The sequence below is a fragment of the Xenorhabdus cabanillasii genome (assembly GCF_003386665.1).
In the GTDB taxonomy this organism is placed as follows: domain Bacteria; phylum Pseudomonadota; class Gammaproteobacteria; order Enterobacterales; family Enterobacteriaceae; genus Xenorhabdus; species Xenorhabdus cabanillasii.
Genome location: NZ_QTUB01000001.1, coordinates 3963222 through 3983700 on the forward strand (window position 1 = coordinate 3963222; position 20479 = coordinate 3983700).

21 protein-coding genes, 1 tRNA gene and 2 pseudogenes are annotated in these 20479 nt (G+C 40.1%); 9 read left to right on the top strand and 15 right to left on the bottom strand.

The window, feature by feature from the left end; all coding sequences use genetic code 11:
* Window positions 1-25: 25 nt before the first annotated feature.
* From BDD26_RS20420 to BDD26_RS20590, 3 genes are read right to left on the bottom strand one after another with little or no spacing between them, the layout of a single operon-like run.
* Window positions 26-271: a hypothetical protein gene (locus tag BDD26_RS20420; protein ID WP_244922777.1), complete on the bottom strand. Its 246-nt coding sequence runs from the start codon at window positions 269-271 to the stop codon at window positions 26-28.
* A gap of 6 nt (window positions 272-277) precedes the next feature.
* Complete coding sequence (locus tag BDD26_RS20425; RefSeq protein WP_244922778.1) at window positions 278-436, bottom strand: hypothetical protein; 159 nt, start codon at window positions 434-436, stop codon at window positions 278-280.
* Window positions 429-560 (bottom strand): hypothetical protein, encoded by a 132-nt coding sequence (locus BDD26_RS20590; protein ID WP_280524533.1) that lies wholly within the window; start codon window positions 558-560, stop codon window positions 429-431. Before BDD26_RS20590 ends, BDD26_RS20425 begins: the two co-directional genes overlap by 8 nt.
* Window positions 561-750: 190 nt before the next feature.
* Here BDD26_RS20590 and BDD26_RS20595 point away from each other — a divergent pair.
* Window positions 751-924: pseudogene (locus BDD26_RS20595) on the top strand (YlcI/YnfO family protein); the annotation flags it as partial.
* 249 nt (window positions 925-1173) lie between these two features.
* Here the strand turns inward: BDD26_RS20595 and BDD26_RS17875 are convergent.
* The 3 genes from BDD26_RS17875 to BDD26_RS17885 form a co-directional block, all read right to left on the bottom strand.
* A complete protein-coding gene (locus BDD26_RS17875) occupies window positions 1174-1386 on the bottom strand; it encodes a helix-turn-helix transcriptional regulator (protein ID WP_038188287.1) in 213 nt (70 codons plus the stop codon).
* A gap of 225 nt (window positions 1387-1611) precedes the next feature.
* Window positions 1612-2826 carry a tyrosine-type recombinase/integrase gene (locus tag BDD26_RS17880; protein WP_115827317.1) on the bottom strand — a complete coding sequence of 405 codons (1215 nt, stop codon included), beginning with the start codon at window positions 2824-2826 and terminating at the stop codon, window positions 1612-1614.
* Window positions 2827-2982: 156 nt separating this feature from the next.
* Window positions 2983-3070, bottom strand: a tRNA-Ser gene (locus BDD26_RS17885).
* 183 nt (window positions 3071-3253) lie between these two features.
* Between BDD26_RS17885 and tusE the strand changes: the two genes are divergently transcribed.
* The gene (gene tusE, locus BDD26_RS17890; protein WP_038269327.1) at window positions 3254-3583 is read left to right on the top strand and encodes a sulfurtransferase TusE; all 330 of its coding nucleotides are present in this window, start codon (window positions 3254-3256) and stop codon (window positions 3581-3583) included.
* A 15-nt stretch (window positions 3584-3598) separates the two neighbouring features.
* Here the strand turns inward: tusE and yccX are convergent, their stop codons facing one another.
* Window positions 3599-3877: an acylphosphatase gene (yccX, locus tag BDD26_RS17895; RefSeq protein WP_038269326.1), complete on the bottom strand. Its 279-nt coding sequence runs from the start codon at window positions 3875-3877 to the stop codon at window positions 3599-3601.
* A 299-nt stretch (window positions 3878-4176) separates the two neighbouring features.
* On the opposite strand from yccX, the gene hspQ reads away from it, so the two are divergent.
* A complete protein-coding gene (hspQ, locus tag BDD26_RS17900; protein WP_176551317.1) occupies window positions 4177-4497 on the top strand; it encodes a heat shock protein HspQ in 321 nt (106 codons plus the stop codon).
* 82 nt (window positions 4498-4579) lie between these two features.
* Here the strand turns inward: hspQ and BDD26_RS17905 are convergent, their stop codons facing one another.
* Window positions 4580-4993: a CoA-binding protein gene (locus BDD26_RS17905; protein WP_038269325.1), complete on the bottom strand. Its 414-nt coding sequence runs from the start codon at window positions 4991-4993 to the stop codon at window positions 4580-4582.
* Between the two features lie 157 nt (window positions 4994-5150).
* The gene (gene helD / locus BDD26_RS17910; protein ID WP_115827318.1) at window positions 5151-7247 is read right to left on the bottom strand and encodes a DNA helicase IV; all 2097 of its coding nucleotides are present in this window, start codon (window positions 7245-7247) and stop codon (window positions 5151-5153) included.
* Window positions 7248-7313: 66 nt separating this feature from the next.
* On the opposite strand from helD, the gene yccS reads away from it, so the two are divergent.
* Together yccS and BDD26_RS17920 are read left to right on the top strand one after the other, a co-directional pair.
* Entirely contained in the window at window positions 7314-9518 is a 2205-nt protein-coding gene (yccS, locus tag BDD26_RS17915; protein WP_115827319.1) for a YccS family putative transporter, read from the top strand.
* A 44-nt stretch (window positions 9519-9562) separates the two neighbouring features.
* Window positions 9563-10231: a hypothetical protein gene (locus BDD26_RS17920; RefSeq protein ID WP_115827320.1), complete on the top strand. Its 669-nt coding sequence runs from the start codon at window positions 9563-9565 to the stop codon at window positions 10229-10231.
* Between the two features lie 11 nt (window positions 10232-10242).
* Here BDD26_RS17920 and BDD26_RS17925 read toward each other — a convergent pair whose 3' ends face one another.
* Entirely contained in the window at window positions 10243-10842 is a 600-nt protein-coding gene (locus BDD26_RS17925) for a TfoX/Sxy family DNA transformation protein (RefSeq protein WP_115827321.1), read from the bottom strand.
* Window positions 10843-11091: 249 nt separating this feature from the next.
* Between BDD26_RS17925 and sulA the strand changes: the two genes are divergently transcribed.
* Together sulA and ompA are read left to right on the top strand one after the other, a co-directional pair.
* Window positions 11092-11652: an SOS-induced cell division inhibitor SulA gene (gene sulA, locus BDD26_RS17930; protein WP_072022062.1), complete on the top strand. Its 561-nt coding sequence runs from the start codon at window positions 11092-11094 to the stop codon at window positions 11650-11652.
* A gap of 356 nt (window positions 11653-12008) precedes the next feature.
* Window positions 12009-13304, top strand: a complete 1296-nt coding sequence (gene ompA, locus BDD26_RS17935; protein ID WP_115827322.1) for a porin OmpA — start codon at window positions 12009-12011, stop codon at window positions 13302-13304.
* An 80-nt stretch (window positions 13305-13384) separates the two neighbouring features.
* Here the strand turns inward: ompA and matP are convergent, their stop codons facing one another.
* Window positions 13385-13849, bottom strand: coding sequence for a macrodomain Ter protein MatP (gene matP, locus BDD26_RS17940; protein ID WP_115827323.1), 465 nt, complete (start codon window positions 13847-13849; stop codon window positions 13385-13387).
* 206 nt (window positions 13850-14055) lie between these two features.
* On the opposite strand from matP, the gene BDD26_RS17945 reads away from it, so the two are divergent.
* Together BDD26_RS17945 and fabA are read left to right on the top strand one after the other, a co-directional pair.
* A complete protein-coding gene (locus BDD26_RS17945; RefSeq protein ID WP_115827596.1) occupies window positions 14056-15786 on the top strand; it encodes an AAA family ATPase in 1731 nt (576 codons plus the stop codon).
* 84 nt (window positions 15787-15870) lie between these two features.
* Window positions 15871-16389, top strand: coding sequence for a bifunctional 3-hydroxydecanoyl-ACP dehydratase/trans-2-decenoyl-ACP isomerase (fabA, locus tag BDD26_RS17950; protein WP_038269313.1), 519 nt, complete (start codon window positions 15871-15873; stop codon window positions 16387-16389).
* Between the two features lie 94 nt (window positions 16390-16483).
* On the opposite strand, the gene rmf is transcribed toward fabA, so the two are convergent.
* From rmf to pqiA, 4 genes and pseudogenes are all read right to left on the bottom strand, one after another.
* Window positions 16484-16642, bottom strand: a complete 159-nt coding sequence (gene rmf / locus BDD26_RS17955) for a ribosome modulation factor (protein ID WP_038269312.1) — start codon at window positions 16640-16642, stop codon at window positions 16484-16486.
* Between the two features lie 231 nt (window positions 16643-16873).
* The gene (pqiC, locus tag BDD26_RS17960; RefSeq protein WP_115827324.1) at window positions 16874-17476 is read right to left on the bottom strand and encodes a membrane integrity-associated transporter subunit PqiC; all 603 of its coding nucleotides are present in this window, start codon (window positions 17474-17476) and stop codon (window positions 16874-16876) included.
* Window positions 17476-19126 (bottom strand): annotated as a pseudogene (gene pqiB / locus BDD26_RS17965) (intermembrane transport protein PqiB). Before pqiB ends, pqiC begins: the two are co-directional and overlap by 1 nt.
* Before the next feature lies 1 nt (window position 19127).
* Entirely contained in the window at window positions 19128-20396 is a 1269-nt protein-coding gene (gene pqiA, locus BDD26_RS17970) for a membrane integrity-associated transporter subunit PqiA (RefSeq protein WP_115827325.1), read from the bottom strand.
* Between the last annotated feature and the right edge of the window lie 83 nt (window positions 20397-20479).

Genomic DNA, 20479 nt, shown 5'->3' on the forward strand with positions numbered 1-20479 from the left:
GCTGTGAGAAGTGTTGACTCATAATTTATTCTTCCCCATAGACAGCCGCACACAGTGCGTGATAGACGTCTTGATTAAAGTCACAAACCAGAGCCAGCAGATCACGCGGTTCTTCTGAACAATTCCTGCCGATTTGGTCAAGAATCACCTCAAATAACGATATGGCTAATCCTGCCCGATACATGGACTGATCTAACGTTATCGCTTTCTGAGGCTTGTTCACCACATAACCCAATAATGTCATTAACAAAGGCTGTGGCGTATGTTTCAACAGTGCTTACTGTATTTCCTGATTGATATCACGCGCCAGCAAGATCAGGTTATTGAGTTCAACGGTGCATTCTTTCGGCGACTTTTCGAGAATGAACGTGAAAACAGAAGCCGCTAACTGCGTGCGATACTCCGCCTGTTTTAATGAAAGAGTTTTTTTACCCACGGCGCACCTCCTGACGGGAAACGAATCTCAGGAAGGAGATACCCGCCAGAATGATGATAAGGCGCTGAGGATGAATTAGGCATGTAAATTTAGGGCGAGTTTGGGTATGCTGTATGCCAGCCATCGCGTAAGTCTCCTTTACGTTGTGGTTAGACGCCTCGATAGTGTTGGTAGCACTTCGGGGCGTTGTTGTTTTCTGCCTTGAAAGCATCAAGGTGTATTTCACTTTATCCTTGGGTGAAATAAACGTCAATACTTTTTCCGGTTTACTTTTTATGTATAATGAAATACACCAAATCACAGAGGATTCAGTAATGGCAACTGGTGCGAAGAATGCAAAATCACAAATGACTACTGTTCGCATACCACATGAAGTCATGGAAGATATGGAACAGGTTAAAATAAATGGTGAAAGCAATGCTGGTTTTATTGTTGCTGCAATGAAGGGTGAGATCAAACGCCGCCAGCGCAAGGCAAAAGCATCATCTGAACAATAATCAGCTAATCTACAATAAAACCAATGATTAACTATCCCTCTTAAAGAGGATAGGTTAAGGGTAGCATCTGTTATGTTATCCTTTTCTTTTTCAGCCCAACTAATTTCTGTATCGATAATTAAAATATCGTTTGCCTGATTTTTGACGTAAGAGTATCCGTAACGGTTATTATCCGTATTTTTATTGTTCATGATTTTTTTATTTTTGTGATTTTTGGTTATGCTGAAAATATATTTTCTATTACATTTCACCGCGAGATTCAGAAATGCGTTGGGCTATCCAGCCATCAACTTCTGATTCAAGAAAAGCAACTGAGCGAGTGCCAATTTTGATTTGTTTCGGGAATTTATCTTCTCCGATAAGCCTATAGATCCACGCTTTACTGTAACCTGTTCTACGTTGGACTTCTGATAAACGAATAAGACTTTCTTTAGGTGTGGTAATTATTGACATGTGGTTTTCCCTGTTAACTTATCTATATTTGATGTTTCTAGACGTTATTAGAACAGGGATAATTAAACCGAAGTTACAGTTTGAGATCATCACATAGGAATAGTAATCCATTTCATACAAAGAGGATATTACGCCTTACAGTTTACAAAGATAACTATTTATGATTAATATGAAGCCATAAATAGTTATGTATTAATAGTAAATGATTATTTTCAGATAATTCAATCAAGCACGTTTCATAAATTTGCCATGCACCACATTTTCACCTAATTCAAGTGTATCCATATAGTCAGAATACCATTGAAGCATTTCCCTGCGACCATCCAGATATTGGGCGTGATTGTAAGTCCCTCGAATGCTGTTCTTATCAACATGAGCAAGCTGTATTTCAATCCAAGCAGTATTATAGCCTTGCTCGTGTAATATAGTGCTCATCGTGTGGCGAAATCCATGCCCTGTAGCCCTACCTCCGTATCCCATTCGCTTCATCATGACATTCATAGCCATTTCACTAATAGGCTTTTTATAGTTTGTTCGGCTGGGGAATACATATTGATAATCACCGCTAATTGGAATGAGCTGTTGAAATAAAGTCACTACCTGATCAGATAAAGGCACACAATGCGGTCTGCGCATTTTCATTCTTTCGGCTGAAATCTCTATCGTTCTTTTTTCCAAATTGACTTCATCCCATTCAAGATTTCTTAATTCTCCCGGACGCAATCCAGTTAGAATCAGAATCCGCAACGCATGCCTGACTACTTGGCTGCCCATATGCTTATCAATAGACTTTAGAAATTCAGGTAATTCATTAACATTGAGATGGGGGTAATGCTCTCTTTTGTGGGGAATGAATGCACTGGCAAGATCGGGGGCAGGATTATATTCAGCTCGACCAGTGATAATTGCGTATCGCCAAACTTCACCACAGCGTTGACGAACTTTCTTTAATTTCTCCGTAGCGCCCCGTTTTTCCATTCTGGATAGAACTTCCATCAGTTCCAGTGGTTTGATTTCGGTTATTGGCCGATGACCAATATAAGGAAAGACGTCATTTTCAAAAGCACTCATCATATCCGTACGATAACCGACTGACCATCTGTCCTTTCGCTGTTCATACCATTCACGTGCGATGCTCTCAAAGGTGTTATTGATTTCTCCCTGAGCCGCAAGTTTCTTTTGTTTTTTATCTTGATTGGGATCAATGCCCTCAGCTATCAGTTTTTTGGCTCCATCACGTTTCTTTCTGGCTTCGGCCAAAGTAACAAGCGGAAAAGTGCCAATAGCAAGCAGTTTTTCTTTCCCTGCAATGCGGTATTTCAATCTCCAATATTTGGAGCCATTCTCCTTTACCAACAGATACAAACCGCCGCCATCCGATAGCTTAAAATCTTTCTCTTGGGGTTTTACTGTTTCAACTTGCCGAGCTGTTAGTTTCATGTTTCTAGCATCCTCGTCCCCTCACAGTAATGGGGGTATTTTTTTAGGGGGTACATTGCAATAGATGCTAGTAGACGTCAGCAGAGTGTAATTTAGGATTTTTCTTTGATTTTACTGGAAAAAGTAGACTTTAGGAGATGCTAGTAGAAGTGTAGATGGCGGAGGAGGAGAGATTCGAACTCTCGGATGGTTTCCCATCGGCGGTTTTCAAGACCGCTGCCTTCAGCCGCTCGGCCACCCCTCCGCGATGTCGAGCACTATAAACATCACTGTTCCCAATGTAAAGTATTTATATATTCAACTGACGTTAATTTGTTCATATTACTGTTTATTGGATCATTTATTCAGCATTTATGGTGATCTTTTCTTGGGAACAAAGGGGATTTTTGCTAAATTGCCGCCATCATTATAGATTGGTTAAAAAGTTATGTTGGTATTTGAAGATCGTGAGATTGAAACTGATGCACAAGGTTATCTAAAAAACAGCAGTGACTGGAAAGAAGCTATGGCACCATTACTCGCTGAACAGGAAGATATCACTTTGACCGAACAACATTGGGAAGTGGTTCGTTTTGTGCGCGAATTTTATGAGGAGTTCAACACTTCTCCTGCTATCAGAATGTTAGTCAAAGCAATTTCTCAGAAATATGGCGAAGAAAAAGGAAATAGTCGCTATCTTTATCGCCTATTTCCCAAAGGGCCAGCAAAACAAGCAACTAAAATTGCAGGTCTTCCAAAACCAGTAAAATGTATCTGAATCAGTCATCCGTCTTCAATGACGGATGCTGAAATCGTCCATCACTTCCACTTCACAAAAATGCGATTGAAAATGCTCAACCTTTGAACCCGGAGGCCCTCCCTGCTCTAACCAATGGATTAATTTTTTGATTTGCTCCTCATTACCACAAGCAACTATTTTGACACTACCGTCATTCATATTGCGAACATATCCCAATAAGTTATTTTTCTTTGCCCAGTGATATGTTTGATAGCGAAAGCCAACTCCCTGTACTCGTCCATATATATAAATAGTGATACTTTGAATAGTCATCTTTTTTCTCCCCCCGCAAGCAAAATCGAAGAAATATCCCCAGCCACCTAATAGGGTATGTTGCCAAAAGTGCGTTTATTTTTCCATGTGTAACAGTTCAAAATCTATTGGGTATAATAGCTTTGGCATACTAAGACCACTTTTAGTATTGTATTTTATATGCACAACAGCTAACCTGAATTATGAGATGGTGATCACATACCATCCTGCATGCAAGATTCCGGTTACCGGGTGTGCGCTTGAAATTTACCTTACTGCCCTTATATAAGAGTGATTGCAAGGTTTCTTTGGAGGTGACTATGATGATCGCCAGCAAATTCGGTATCGGCCAGCAAGTAAGGCATAAGTTGCTAGGTTATTTGGGTGTTGTTGTAGATATTGATGCTGAATATTCTTTAGAACAACCGCAGGAAAATGATATTGCATCTAATGCTACTTTACGTTCAGCTCCGTGGTATCACGTCGTGATGGAAGGTGATGATGGGCAACCCGTTCACACCTATTTGGCAGAGGCACAATTGACTTACGAGATATCAGATGACCACCCAGAGCATCCTTCTCTGGATGAGTTAGCTGAGTCTATCCGCAGCCAGTTGTTAGCCCCAAGGTTAAGAAATTAAACAAATCTCTTCTCTTTACTGAAAACAATTTTAACAATTCTGGTAAGGAAAGGCGGTGAAACAGAAGTGAACATCGCCTTCTTTATTTTTCCAATCCTAAACGGGGAATTTCAATTTTTGGGCAGCGATCCATGACAACGTCTAATCCCTTACTTTCTGCCAGTAATTTTGCTTCATCATTAATTATCCCTTTTTGTAGCCAAAGCACTTTTGCCCCGGTGGCAATGGCTTCCTCAGCAACACCATAAGCAGCAGTCGCGTTGCGGAACACATCAACCATATCAACTGATTGTCCGATATCAGATAATTGCCCCACTACCATCTGTCCCAATAATGTTTTTCCCACTAATTTAGGGCTGACCGGAATAACGCAATATCCCTGATTGAGCAGATATTCCATGACCTTATAACTCGGCCGTTCTGGTTTCTCACTCGCCCCAACTAACGCAATGGTTTTGACCTTTTTCAAAATATTTTCTATGTATTGATCACCCATTTAATCTTCCTTTATACCTTTCATCTTGTAGATTGCTTCTTTGTTGGTTGCAATCTTTATCTGTTTATCTTGTACCGGACTATCAAAGTTATCTTCATGACAGATTAGAATAGTTTCAGCCATTAATAAGGAGAGAGACGGCCCCTCTCCCGAAGATTTAAGGTTTACGCTGGCTCGAAACACCCAATTGAGAGAGTTGATGAATAAAGACCGATGGTTTTTTCGGCTCCTGCATCAACCATACCTGTTTTTTTGCCCTTGTCAGTGCAACATACAAAAGGTGACTCTCTTCTGCATCAGAAAATTTTTCAGGTTGCGGCAATAACACCTGTTCTAATACGGAACCTTTTTCTGATGCAGGAAAGCCATCTTTACCTTGCTGTAATCCCAAGATAATTACGTAATCTGCCTGTTGCCCTTGGGAGCTATGGATAGTCATGAATTTAATATGCAAATTCGGCCAACGGGTAGACGCTTTTTTCAGTAACTCAGGCTTAAGGTAATGGTAACGAGCCAATAACAAAATGGTCTCTTCGTTGGTGACATAACCACTCATTTTGTTCAGTAATGCTTCCAGTTGTTCTTCCGGCAAGATTACAACTGATTTTTTATTTCCTTTTATTAAACTACGAGGGGTAAATTGTCTGAATGAACGGCTCACTTGACAGGGATGTTGCCGGATAAATCCATTGGCAATTTCACCAATGCGATCATTAAAACGATAAGTGGTATCCAAAATACATTCCGTAATTTCGTCAAAAATACCTTCATCAGAAATGCTTTTACCGAAAACATCTTCGGCAAAATAAAAAGTCGGTTTTGTATCATTAATTTGATAAATTCCCTGCCAATCATCTGCAACAGCAAATATATGACTTTGTTTATTCTGCACTCTCAGGGCTGCCAATAGCCTGATGCTTAATGGAGAAATATTCTGAAAGTCATCCAGCAAAATATGTTTCCACGGGCTAATGAAACGCCCTTTTCCCAGAACATTCACTGCCTGACGGATCAAACCAGAGAAATCCATCGTTCCTTCTGTTTTTAATGCTGATTTCCAGGCTTTCAATAAAGGTGCCATAAGGCGCATACGTTTTTGAAACAGGCCAGCATATTCAGGTGAAGCTTGCTCAATCATCTCTTTCTGGCTGCCACCGTGCATTCTTATTAGCCCCAGCCAGTGCTCCAGACGACTGGATAAACGAACCTGCACTTGCTTATCATGCCAGTACTCACCATACGGTAGTTGCCAGTCCAGCTCCTCTTCCAGCCATTCCCGCCAACCTTTTGCCTGTGCTTTCTTTTCAGTACACTGTTTTTGCCATTCCCGAATGAGGAAATCACGGCGCTTTTGAGCATCAGTTTCTAATTCGCTGATTTTGACAACATGATTACCAGCTTGCTGAATAATATTGAGTGCCAGCTCATGGAATGTTTGCGCTTTTATCTCTTTTGTTTCCAAACGTAACTGAATACGTTTATTTATCTCATCAGCCGATTGATGCCCACAAGAGAGTAATAAAATCTGTTCAGGAAGTGCCTGTTGACGTAACAATAACCATCCGGCACGCCCAACTAAAACAGAGGTTTTCCCACTCCCCGCACTTCCCAAAACTAATATGGATTTTTCACCGTTAACTATGGCCTGGCACTGAGAACAATCAAATGGCGAATTTTCTACGGGCTGGAAAAACTCACCATATTGTTCCAACATACGCTCAACCCACTGCTGGTTTATGAGCTTTAATTTTTTTTCTCCTTCATTCAACCAGTCCAGACAAATCTGATAGTTATCACAGCAATTCTCAAATTGTTTAACTCTTTGTAAAGGTAAAGGGAGGGATTGAAATGTTTCCTGGATTTGTTGCTGCAATAAAGGTAAGTCTGTTGTTTTAATCCAACGGTTCTGTTGCCTGATTTTGTCAATTTTATTTACCTGAGCAGCCAGTACATCAGCACTGATATCACTCATCTCAAGGCTCCATGCCTGCCAATTTTTCAGTAAATAATGGTAAAAATGCTGTGTTTGCTGCCATTCAGTCCCATGTAAACGGACAACTTTTCCTTCAGGTAATTCAAATTCCAGTTCCCCCCAGACAATCCCTCGCTTACACTGAACATCAATTAATTGATTAAACGGAATTAGGTACTGGTGCTTGTCACCACTGACTTCAATGCCAGCATTAAGCAAACGCACCCGATTATATGGATGCCGGGCAAGCCGTTGACCAATTTGTGTTGATTTTAGTTCCATTGTAGTAGCACCGTACCTGAAAATTGTTGAGCGCCCCGCTCATGTAAATGTTGTTAGGAGTATTTTGTGCTAACGATTTTTTCCTGCTCCCGCCATTTTCTGTATAACAATCACGTTCTCTATTATATTCGTATATTCATTGCTCTAACAGGAACGACTCTCGTCCCCTGGTTATTGCAGGAAGAGTCCAAAATCACGATCCCTTTGACTTTAGGCGTTGTTGCCGCAGCATTAACAGATTTGGATGATCGCTTAGTCGGCCGTTTACGCAACCTTATTATCACTTTAATCTCCTTCTTTGCTGCCTCCATATCCATCACTCTGCTTTTCCCTTATCCCTGGCTTTTCTTTTTTGGCCTAGCAATCTCTACCTGTAGTTTTATCCTGCTAGGCGCTTTGGGGCAACGCTATGCCACTATCGCCTTCGGTGCTTTATTGATTGCTATTTATACCATGCTCGGTGCATCCATATTTCCTGTCTGGTATCAGCAACCTTTATTATTACTCACTGGTGCAATTTGGTATAACTTGCTGACATTGGCGGGACATTTACTGTTTCCTATCCGCCCATTACAAGAAAATCTGGCCCGTTGTTACCGCCAGCTTTCTGCATACCTTTACGCCAAAACGAATCTGTTTGACCCCGATTCTGAAGCAGAAGAATATAAACAAGCTGTATTTGATGTTGTTATGGCTAACAGCACATTAGTCACAACACTCAATCAGACCAAAATAGCTTTATTAAGCCGTCTGAAAGGGGATCGAGGACAACAGGGAACCCGTAAGACTCTCCACTATTATTTTATTGTTCAGGATATTCACGAACGGGCCAGCTCATCCCACATTCAATATCAAAAACTACGGGAAACGTTGCGTCACAGCGATATTCTGTTTCGTTTCCAACGATTATTGTCTATGCAGGCACACGCTTGTGAGCAAGTTTCACAATCTATTATCCTGCGTAAACAATATCAGCATAGTTCACGTTTCGAGAATGCTTTCAATTATCTTGAAAGCTCTCTGGAGAGATTAAAAAATCAGCAAATAACTGACACTAAGATAAATGCATTCAATAACTTACTGAAAAACTTACGGGCAATTGATGCCCAGTTAGCAGGACTCAGTTCTGATCAATATTTCATTTCCCACGGCTGCTCTCATATTGATAAATCAGGCAATGAGAATCAAGACCATGATAAACAAGAAGATACGCAATTATCTGATGAAGCTTTAACGGGATGGCGTGATATTTGGTCTCGGCTCCACAGCAATCTGACACCAAAATCAGCCCTGTTCCGCCATGCTATTCGTATGTCTGCTCTGCTATGTACTGGTTATGCGGTTATTCAATTGTTTGATTTACAACGGGGCTATTGGATCTTGCTGACCAGCCTATTTGTTTGCCAACCTAACTATAGTGCAACCCGCCGTCGTTTGGCTTTCCGTATTATTGGCACCCTGGCAGGCATTTTGATTGGATTACCCATTCTCTACCTCGTACCTTCTATTGAAGGGCAGCTATTGTTGATCGTGATTTCAGGTGTGCTATTTTTTGCTTTCCGTAATATTCAATATGCACATGCAACCCTGTTTATTACGTTGCTGGTTCTGTTAAGCTTTAATTTACTGGGAGAAGGTTTTGAAATCGCTTTACCCAGAATCATAGACACCCTGATCGGTTGTGGCATTGCTTTGCTGGCAGTGAGTTTTATCTGGCCTGACTGGAAGTTCCACCAATTACCGCATGTTATTACCCGCACTATGAGTGCAAATTGTCATTATCTCAATGCAATTGTGCTGCAATATCATCAAGGAAAAAGTAATTGTCTGGATTATCGGGTCGCACGTCGCAACGCACACAATTGCGACGCTGAACTGGCATCAGTGATCTCAAACATGTTATCAGAGCCCAAAAATCATCGCATATCTCAGGAGGCGGCATTTCGTCTGCTTTGTCTTAACCATACTATGCTGAGTTATATTTCTGCTTTAGGAGCACATCGCGATAAACTTAACGATCCTGTCATCCTGAAAATACTTAATGATGCAATCTGCCATGTTGAATTTGCATTACAGCAAGACAGAGTCGATGAGAAGCCTCTTCAGTATATTTCAGAGCTTTTGATCAAAAGAAGCAATCAACTGACTTCTGATAACAATAAAATCCAGCTTGTATTACAGCAGGTAGTGTTACTGATTGAATTATTGCCGGAGATTGTTACATTAAAAAAACAAATAAAGAACCAGAAAAAGATTAAGATCAGGAACTAAAATCATTTTATTAGGCACTCTTACCTCCACACAATTTATTTTGGATGTGGGATTCATTACCTGTTGATCTACGCCATATAGAGAAAACATTTATTCAAAATTTCCATGGAGTAGAGTCTAAAATCGAAAACTTTCATAGCAAGCTGGGAAATTATCAGATAGTTCCTCCCATTGTTCATAGCTCTGTGTATCAATATATGATGGATTCCTCCGAATCTGATGGCATTCAGATCACACCAGGCGGTATTGATACTGTTTATGCTGACACCTCTGACTTTTATTTCCATTTTCTTCAAGATTTACTGACTATTTCCAATCTAAATCAGGAACCCAATATTACTATTTCCGGCAGTGGGAATACTATTAACAAACTAGCAAACTTATTTTCCCAAACACATCCGCATATTAAAACTGGCTGCCTTGAACGGCAGGATTTTCTGCAAAACTACATCATGCCCGTAAAGTTTTGGCAAACCCTTGGAATACAAAAGTGTCATAATTTATTCATCAATAACTCAAAGGAACGACAACGAGTCATAAATATGATTAATATTTTAAAACTTAAATTCACTATCTATTTTCTCAACAGACTATCAATAATTTCAACAAGTTCAATAATTTTTTATATCCTATTGCGGAATATTGATACCAAAAGCACTGATGCCAAAGATAGGGACTGTGCCCCTATCTTTCATTTTTATCGTGAAGGGTAATTTTAATTACTTCATTCTAATTCTTTATGCCAGAGCAACAAATCATGTCGTAATTTTTCTGGTAAAACAGCGACATGACAACCTTCTATTGCACCAGCCAACGCAAGCAATACATTAACACTCGTCTTTTTCCTATTTCGTTGCAATTTAAGATAAGTCGCTTTTGCTCCCAGCATGCGCAATTCTTCTATTTTAGATATGCCTACTTTCCACAATTGACGCTCCAAAACTATCCCCAGATTGGGAAGATCCTTTAACCTGAGAGGTATTTTCTGCCTGCCGATGATATCTGCTAATGTACATTGATAGGACAAGTTGATATATTCAAATAACTGCTTTTGATCCTGCCAAAGTGACTCACCGACTCGGTAATACCGCAAAGCCACTGGAATGCCTCTTTTTGAATAGATAAACTTCTCCATGCCTCTGACTTTAAATAATAGCTCTGCATGACTATTTCCTCGTAAATAAAGCTCTCCCTCAGAACTCAGGGCGAACAAGACTCCATCAATTGATAATCCAACTCCACCAAATTGAGACTTCTTTTTAAGTTTTCCCAGTGAAGATACACTATGTTCCAATTGATCAAAACGAGCCCCAGATAAAAACATTTTTATCACTCCATGAATTATATCCTGCTTAAATATTTTATATGCTATATCCATGTTTGCTATTAATTAAATAGATAACAAGAACAAGTAATTAAAACCATACTCAATCTGTTCCAACCTGCCAATCATTAAGTTAGAAAAAAACTGTTTTATGTGAATTTTTGCGAAGCGCTTTGAAAAAAATACCCTTGCTTTTAGACAAACAACAGAGTACTGTATAAATATACACGTATCATGGTGGAGTGAATTATGAATATTCAATTAATTTTGGAATATCTTATTGAGAATAAAATTGGCCGTAATAGAGCTCAAAAAATAGATAATGTGACAAATATCACATCCTCAAAATTACTATCTTCTATTGAATCTGGTCAGTCCACTTTACAAGCGACAAATGCTGTAGTTAGAGAATTGCTCTACAATGAGCAACAATCTATGATCAATCAAATCCTTCTTCCTTTATTGCATCAATCCGGGAATGAAAATAGATGGTTACTCTGGATTACACCTAATAGGAAACTAAGCCGTCAATGGCTAATAAATTCAGGCTTACCTTTAAGTAAAATTGTTCAGTTAAACCAAATCCTTCCCATTGCCTCTCCTAACGCCATGGAGAAAGCACTATCAAGTGGCAATTACAGTGTAGTTTTAGGATGGCTGCCAGAATTATCTGAACATGAGGTACAAAAGCTACAATTGGCAGCTCATAAAGGTACAGCATTAGGTTTGATTATGCGTCCACAGAATTTATCCGGCCAACTCAAGATATTACCAAGCACAATAAAAGTTCATTCTATTTACTATCATTGAATTAAATTAGGATTTATCTCAATATTTTTTATAGTAAACAGTCCTCCACTGATATCTGCTCTTCTTTATAAGAAAATTCAACGTATTATAACAGTAAATATCGTAAATTACCGTCAGTAACATTTAGCATTTGTAATTGTACATTTAAAAAATTTGCGTCACGAATCATAGTGTACTTGTAAGTTTCAAAGTTCGTTGTAGACTTTACAAAGTCGGGTTGTATTGTACTTTCTAATCCTATATTTCAGGAGCCATCTATTGATAGAAGTGCATATATCCAACTAAATATCTCAACTAATGGCCAATAATAAGACTTTTAAGGCTAACTGCTTATTTGGATGATAACGAGGCGTACAATGAAGAAGACAGCTATCGCAGTGGCAGTAGCAACTTTCGCAACTATTGCTCAAGCAGCTCCAAAAGAGAATACCTGGTATGCTGGTGCTAAGTTAGGTTGGTCCCAGTTTAATAAGACAAAATTTACTGACTTCGGTTCTAATGCAGCAATATCGTATCCAACAAGAAAGCCGGGCCTTTCCCCGAGCGGAAAACCTTTTAAAGGAGATTATCGCCCCACCCAGCCGTTTGCCGCAACAGGTGATGCGATAAACAGAAATCAACTGGGTACTGGAGCTTATATAGGTTATCAGGCAACTCCATATTTGGGCTTCGAATTGGGTTATGACTGGTTAGGGCGCATAAAATATAAAAGCTCCGCCAATAATGGGGATTTTCGTGCTCAGGGTGTCCAGTTAACAGCAAAATTAAGCGTTCCGGTTACGAATGATTTAGATGTTTATACTCGCCTGGGAGGGATGGTATGGCATTCAAAGGCTGCAGCCCATTATAATTCTAAAGACATATCTTATACAGGTGAATTTTTTTATGATCCGAAAGATATCAATTCATATTTATACAAATATCCGTCAAACGCCTGGTCGCCAACTACAGACAAAGTAAATGTGAAAACCAGTAGCACAGGTATTTCTCCATTAATAGCGATTGGTGCTGAGTATGCACTAACCAAAAATCTGGCAACTCGTTTGGATTACCAGTGGACCCCAAAAGTAGGCCGAGGGGGGGATGGTAACTCACGTCTGGATGGTCGTGAGGCTGCTATCGGTGCCCGTCCGAATATTGGCCTGCTAACTGTTGGTATTTCTTACCGTTTTGGTCAGGATGAAGCAATCCCGGTTGCTACACCTGTTACTCCGGCTCCAACTCCTGCTACCGAGAAAAAGAGCTTTACCCTACGCTCTGATGTTCTGTTCAACTTCAATAAATCAACATTGAAACTTGAAGGCAAGCATGAGTTGGATAATCTCTATAACCAACTAACGAAAATTGACCCAACTCAGGGACATGTTTTAGTAATCGGTTATACTGACCGTATTGGTAGTCAACGCTATAATTTGCCTCTGTCTCAAAAACGTGCTCAATCCGTTGTAGACTATCTGGTAGCAAAAGGTATCCCCGCAAACAGTATTCAAGCTGAAGGTCGCGGTAAAGAAGATCCTGTTACTGGGTCAGCATGTAATAACATCAAAATTCGCGCTAAATTGATTGATTGCCTGGCACCAGACCGCCGTGTGATTATCAATATTCAAGGTACTCAGGAAATTAATCAGACTCAACCAAAAGTATCTCTGTAATATGCTCATTAGTAATAGAAGTGCAAACCCCATGTTCACACATGGGGTTTTATTTTGCAGTAAGCTTCATCTGTCATCGGCTATAATTTGTTGGATTCTTTCCCTAAAATAGCAGCTAAATCCTGTTTCAAGCTTAACATTTGGTGAGTGTATTTTTCTTTATATTCGGCATCTTCCAATAGTTGCACTATTGTTTCTGATAACGTCTTACCCTGGCGCTGGGAGAGATTTGAAAGACGCTGCCAGACATGAAAATCCAAATCGATAGACTTTTTACGCGAATGCTGATGTTCAGCATTAAAATGGCGTTTACGTCGTGCCCGAATAGTTTGTTTCATGCGATTGGATAAATCCTGATTCATGTGCTGTGACATCCATTGCATTACCTTGACAGGTTCTCGTTCCAGTTTCAGTAATTCATTAACCGCATCCTGAGCAGCACTTTTTTCGATATATTTAGTAATTGGCTCACCTTCACGATACTTTTTCACCAAATAAGTCCATTTCCAGCCACATTCCAGATTTTCCAATTGTTGATATTTCATTTCATCTCTCAGTGACAGCGTAACCTAAATTAAGCATAGCAATTATTTATCTAAATTGCTCATAACAACACAAGATACTGAAATATTTTATGGATAGTTAATGAGTTAACACGAATATTATCTTTTTCAAAGATTATAACATGTTGGTTCACTGCCTAATCTTGTATAATAAATGTTTCTTTTTTTCACTACATGTAGCTATCACTTTGACGAATCTAAAATTAGACTGGCAGTCATTACAGCCAGACAGTGCACCTTATCAAGCACTTTTCAATTCTGTTGCTGAATTGCCTACTATTACCATAGAAGCAATTCAACCTAGATTGCATAATGGGCTAACACTTTTTTGTCAGGCCAACTTACGTCAATCTTTTATGTTGTTAAAAGCAGAGGAGAGTGATGCCTATCTGGCGCTTTTGTCTGATACAGTTTCTGCATTATTACCAGGAAATCATTCCAATGTTGGAGGCTACTATCAGATTGAACACCAAACCATCACGTGGCACCCGTCTGATGAAGGCCCTTTCGCACCAAATCAGCGTGTTGCTTATCGTGAGTGGATTGAACCGGAACAATTGTTTGGTAATATCTATACACATCAAGGCGTGCTTCAGTTACAACCGGGGCTTATTCATCACGTTAATGGTGGCGTCCTAATTTTACCTCTGCGCACTCTGTTATCCCAACCTTTAATGTGGGTTCGCCTCAAGCAGATGATCATTCAGCGCCGTTTTGATTGGTTATCACATGATGAGAATCGTTCCTTACCTCTGCCAATTCCCTCAATTCCGTTAGATTTACATCTGATTCTTGTAGGAGATCGATTGAGCCTTGAAGAGTTACACGCTATCGAACCAGAGCTGGCAATTAACGCTTTATACAGTGAATTTGAGCTGGATATGCCATTCCATGAAGAAGCGGATCTGGCAATATGGTGTCGCTATGTCAACGGACTCATTCAGCAACAAAAACTCCCATCTTTGAGTACCGATGCATGGCCAGAATTACTCAGACAGGCTATTCGCTATACTGAAGATCAATTCAGCTTGCCTTTAGATATTCAGTGGTTGAACCAAAAACTGACAACGGCAGCCAATTATCAGCAGGAAAATCAGATTACACTTCATTCTCTGCAACAGGCAGAAGAGAATCGACGTTGGCGCCATGCGTATTTGGCTGAGCGTAGTATAGATGAAATTCTGAAAGGTCAAATACTGATCCGCACCCAGGGTGCTGTTATTGGTCAAATTAACGGATTATCCGTACTTGAATATCCCGGCTATCCAGACCCCATCGGTGAACCCTCTCGTATCAGTTGTGTTGCCCATTTAGGTGATGGAGAATTTATTGATGTAGAACGTAAGGTTGAACTGGGTGGCAATATTCATGCAAAAGGCATGATGATCATGCAGGCTTATCTGATCTCTGAATTGAAACTGGATCAACCGCAGCCATTCTCTGCTTCGATTGTATTTGAGCAATCCTACGGTGAAGTTGATGGTGACAGCGCTTCATTGGCAGAATTATGTGCATTAATCAGTGCGCTATCACAACAACCTATTGACCAGCAAATCGCTGTCACAGGCGCAGTAGACCAATTCGGTTTTGTTCAACCGATTGGGGGCGTTAATGAAAAAATTGAAGGTTTCTTCCATGTGTGCAACTGCCGTGAATTGACCGGTTCACAAGGTGTAATTATTCCAATGGCCAATATACAACACCTATGTCTGCATCAGGATATTGTTAGCGCTGTGAAAAGTGGCAAATTCCACATTTGGGCTGTTGAACACGTATCCGAAGCCGCTTCATTATTGACCGGCATTCCTTACTATGATGCACAAAAAGAACACTTGTTAGCTATGATATACGAACGTATTACACAAGTGAATAATCAAGAACGTCCTAAGTTACCTTGGTTCTTACGCTGGTTGGGTTAGTGCACCTATATCTGATCGGAGTTGTTCAGCGTACAACTGTACGCTATTCTCTAGCCTTACCCAATGATAAGGCTATTTCAAAATATGTTTAAAAGACAAGAGTCCTACACGAAAGAAGAACTTCTAACCTCTGGAAAAGGCCAGTTATTTGGTGAGAATGGGCCACCACTCCCTTCTGGTAATATGTTAATGATGGATCGCATCATTAAGATGACAGAAGATGGTGGCATCTATAATAAGGGGTATATCGAAGCTGAACTCGATATTCATCCTGACCTCTGGTTTTTTGGTTGCCATTTTGTCAATGACCCCGTTATGCCCGGTTGCCTTGGCCTTGATGCAATGTGGCAACTTGTTGGTTTCTTCATGGGCTGGCTTGGTGGTGAAGGTAAAGGCCGCGCGCTTGGTGTTGGAGAAGTTAAGTTTACAGGACAAGTGTTACCAACAGCTAAAAAGATTACCTACCGTATTAACTTGAAGCGTGTCATTAACCGTAAACTTATTATGGCTTTGGCTGATGGTGAAGTATTAGTAGATGGTAAACTCATCTATACTGCAACAAATCTGAAAGTAGGCTTATTTAAAGACACCAACAACTTTTGATTTTCCTGTATTACTTACCAATTCCCTCACTTATGCTAATCACCTCCGCTACTATACAGAGGTGATTTCCATTAAATGAAGTTATTTACTGCCATCAAACACGATCCTCCATTGCTTGACGCCAGCCCCCCAACCAATGTGAACGAGCATCCAATGAATGATAAGGACAATTTTCCCGTGGTCGCCCCAAAATACCAGCTTGATAACCTTTAGAAAGTGCGCGTGCCAAGCGGTCTCTTTTTTGTCTTTTCATGCCTTACTTCCTCAATAATTACCATGAGAGAAAAATTACCATAAAAAACAATGAGTGCTTTTATTCAGAATACGCCTAGTCATACCTCGATACAGGGTGAAAATCAAGCAAAGAAATTCATAAAAATGTCATAACGTTGCTATAAAAATACAAGCTAACTACAGAATAAAAAACAGTAAAACAAACTCAATTAATTGATAATCAAATAACCTTATTACTCTGAATAATTGATTAACCCTGTGAAGCTATCTGACTGGCAATGGACTGAGTCAACTGATTATAGCCCGTGGCCAAAGTGCGCACTAATTCCGCATAACCATCTTTCGTTTGTTTCAATTCTAAGTTAAATGTTCGCTTAATCGCTTCTTTCTGTTTAGATAAGACCCAATATCCCTGAATAGTAACCCGCCCATCATAACGCCCATGAAAAGCCGTTATTGTGAGATCCAGTGCATCAGCATTCTTTTCTATTGGTTGATCAGAAACCAACCTCTGTGGGAATGCAGAACTCAACTGATTAACTAAAATTTGTTGTAATTGTTGCTCCAGTGGACTGGCCCATAAGTGATTTGAAGCATCGTTATAAGTGACATCTCCCGTTTGATAAACAATGCCGGATGATGCCAGATAATCAACGAGGTGTACCTTTTTTACCCATAACTGACGCTCTTGATTGGTATCTATTCTGCTTACCTCTGAAGTTATTGTTGAAGCAGGTAACTGGTAATAAATTTTTTTCGGTTGGCTACTACTGCACCCCGAAATTAACAGGTTTCCCATAATCAAGAAGCTGACAGGAATTAAAAGAGCCAATCTTAACATCAACTTTTCCATTAATTACGCGCCTTTTTCGGTTCCGGATCTGGAGTTGCTTCTGCTTCAAATACCAATGCGTTGCTCTTATTGTTCAGCGTCTTCAATACTGGCTGCAATTCGCGCAAGACCTGATCCAGGCGCTGCATACTATCAACCAGTTTGTTGTAAACCGGCGATCCTGGCTGAATACCCTGCATACTGCGATTTAATTCATTCAACGTATTATGTATATCTTTGGGAAGATTTTGAACTTCTTTGCCTGCAAGAATGCTATTTAACTCATTCATGGTCTTATGTGCGGCCTTGATTGTTTTCTGGCTTTCCTCTAACGTTCGCGTTGCCTGAATAAAGACTGGCTCAATTGGCATTTGATTAATTTTGTTCAAAGCCATGATGACTTTTTGCTGAATTTGAGCTAATCCACCACTTATAGTTGGTAAAATTTCATAACTGGCAAGTTTTCGCGGACCTTTCCATGGCTTCTCATCAGAATAAAAATCCAGATCAATGTACAGTGCCCCTGTCAGTAAGTTTCCTGTTTTCAGAGAGGCTCTTAAACCACGGGAAATAATTTCTTCCAACTCTTTATCTGTATAGAAACCATCACCAATTTCTTTCTCAAACCGTTCAGGCTCCATATGAATTAAGACAGGAATGCGAAAATCGCTATCAAGGCGCTGCCTTATCCCATCAGTATAAAAAGGAACTTTTGCTACCGTTCCTACCCGTATACCACGAAATTCGACAGGTGCTCCTGGTTGCAATCCTCTGACCGAATCAGAGAAAAATAGTAAGAAATCTCTGTGTTCTGTATAAAGTGAGTTTTCGATATTTTTTTTCATTATCGTAAAGTCTAAAAATTTCTTTTTCTTTAACCGGACTACCTAAATCCCAACCTTTCGGCACGTCAAAACTCACCCCCCCGGCAAACAAAGTTGATAATGCAGCTACTTCAACTCTCAGCCCCTGCGAAGAAACATCAAAAGCAATACCGCTGTCTTTCCAAAATCGGACATTAGTTGTCAGTAGTCCATCATAAGGAGCATTAACAAAAATCTGATATTTGGCTAAACGAGATTTAGGATCAAAAGTACTCGTTTCTACTGAGCCAACACGATATCCACGAAATAAAACCGGATCACCGGGAGATAGTCGTCCTGCTTTTTCGCTGGTTAAAACTAACCGAATACCTTTGGCATCAGGCGATGCCAAAGGGGGTGCATCTAACAATGAAAATTTTCTTTCTTCACTACCTTCATTTCCGGGTTGTAATTCAATAAATACCCCAGATAACAATGTACTCAGGCCAGAAACGCCTTCTCGACCAATTTGGGGTTTTACGACCCAGAATGCAGTATCTTTATGTAATAACCTCTCCATACCATCATTTAAGCGCGCTTTGATAATCACTTCACCTAAGTTATCGCTTAACGATACTCTTTCAACCACACCAACATTAACACTGCGGCTTTTTATTTTCGTTTTTCCTGCTTCAATACCTTCAGCATTAGACGTTATCAGAGTGACTTCGGGTCCCTGATGGCTAAAGTGATAAAATAATATCCAGGCACCAATAAGCACAGTAACAATCGGTACGATCCATATAGGTGACCAACTCTTAAGTTTACTGATCCTGGCCTGAGTCAGCTTCTCTTCTTTATCCGTCACCTTACGATTCCTCATTCTTCTGTAACTCAAATTTCTTATTAGCTTTATCCCAGGTTAAACGCGGATCAAATGTCATTGACGCAAACATTGTCAAAATCACCACCAAAGCAAACAATATTGCTCCTGTTGCGGGATAGACACTCATAAACTGCCCCATACGTACTAATGTTGATAAAACAGCAATAACAAAAACATCAATCATTGACCAGCGCCCAACAAATTCCACCACTTCGTAAATCAAATGCATAGTTTCCGAGTTATATCTGCCGTGACTTTTAGCGTCCCAGCATAACCAACCGATAGAGAACATTTTCAGCAAAGGCACCATAATACTGGCGATAAAAATAACCAGAGCAACCGGATAGGAGCCAGTACTCCAGAGCAAAATAATGCCTTCCAAAATGGTTGAGTTAATGTGACGGCCTAATGTCTGGGTCACCATGATCGGCAACGCATTCGCTGGAATATAAAGTATGGCTGATGTAATTAATAGCGCCATAGTCCATTGAAGGCTATAGTGACGGCGAGCATGCCCTTTTGAGTGACAACGGGAGCATTGATGTTGTTGAACAGGCAAAATAGCAGTACAACATTGGCACAATCTGATGCCCTGAACTAAACCGGGTTTACCCGCTTGCAGAGGTATACACACTTTAGGTTCAGGTTCTATATCATTCCAAATCCAATATCTGTCAAGACATTGGAACGCTCTGACCTGAAATAGGCAAAAAAGACAGTAAGGCAAAAAACTCAGGCCAACCGCAATATCGCCATAAGCCATAAGCTTTACAAAACTAACCAGCACCCCGGCTAAAAAGATCTCTGCCATACACCAGGTTTTCATCTGAAACAAAATACGTGCCAACTCAATTTTTAGCCGTCGCGCTATTTTAATGTTCTGACATAAAAGGATAATGGAAACCATGCAGAATGCAGGCACAAACTGCACAAAGACCAAGAAGAATACAGCTATGCTCGAATAATCTTCACTGAACATGACCTCTGGGATCTCTGTCAGAGTAATTTCACTGACAATACCTGCAACATTCATGCTGACGAAAGGAAACAGGCAGGCAAGAAATAACATTAATAATGAACTTACTGCATAGCCTGTCGGTTGATTACGTGGTTCTTTCCACTTTGCAGTCAGTAAAGTATCACATCGTGGGCAAACAGCCTTATTTCCTTCCTCCAAATCGGGTAAGGTCACCAGCATATCGCATTGGGAGCATAAAACCAGCTTGTCATGCTGATGGTTGTCAGAACACAAAGTGCCTCTCCTGTAACAAATCAATGCCGCTTTTTATCTTATTTAGCCCTGTAAATTGCCGCTGTATTAGCGGCAATTTGTAC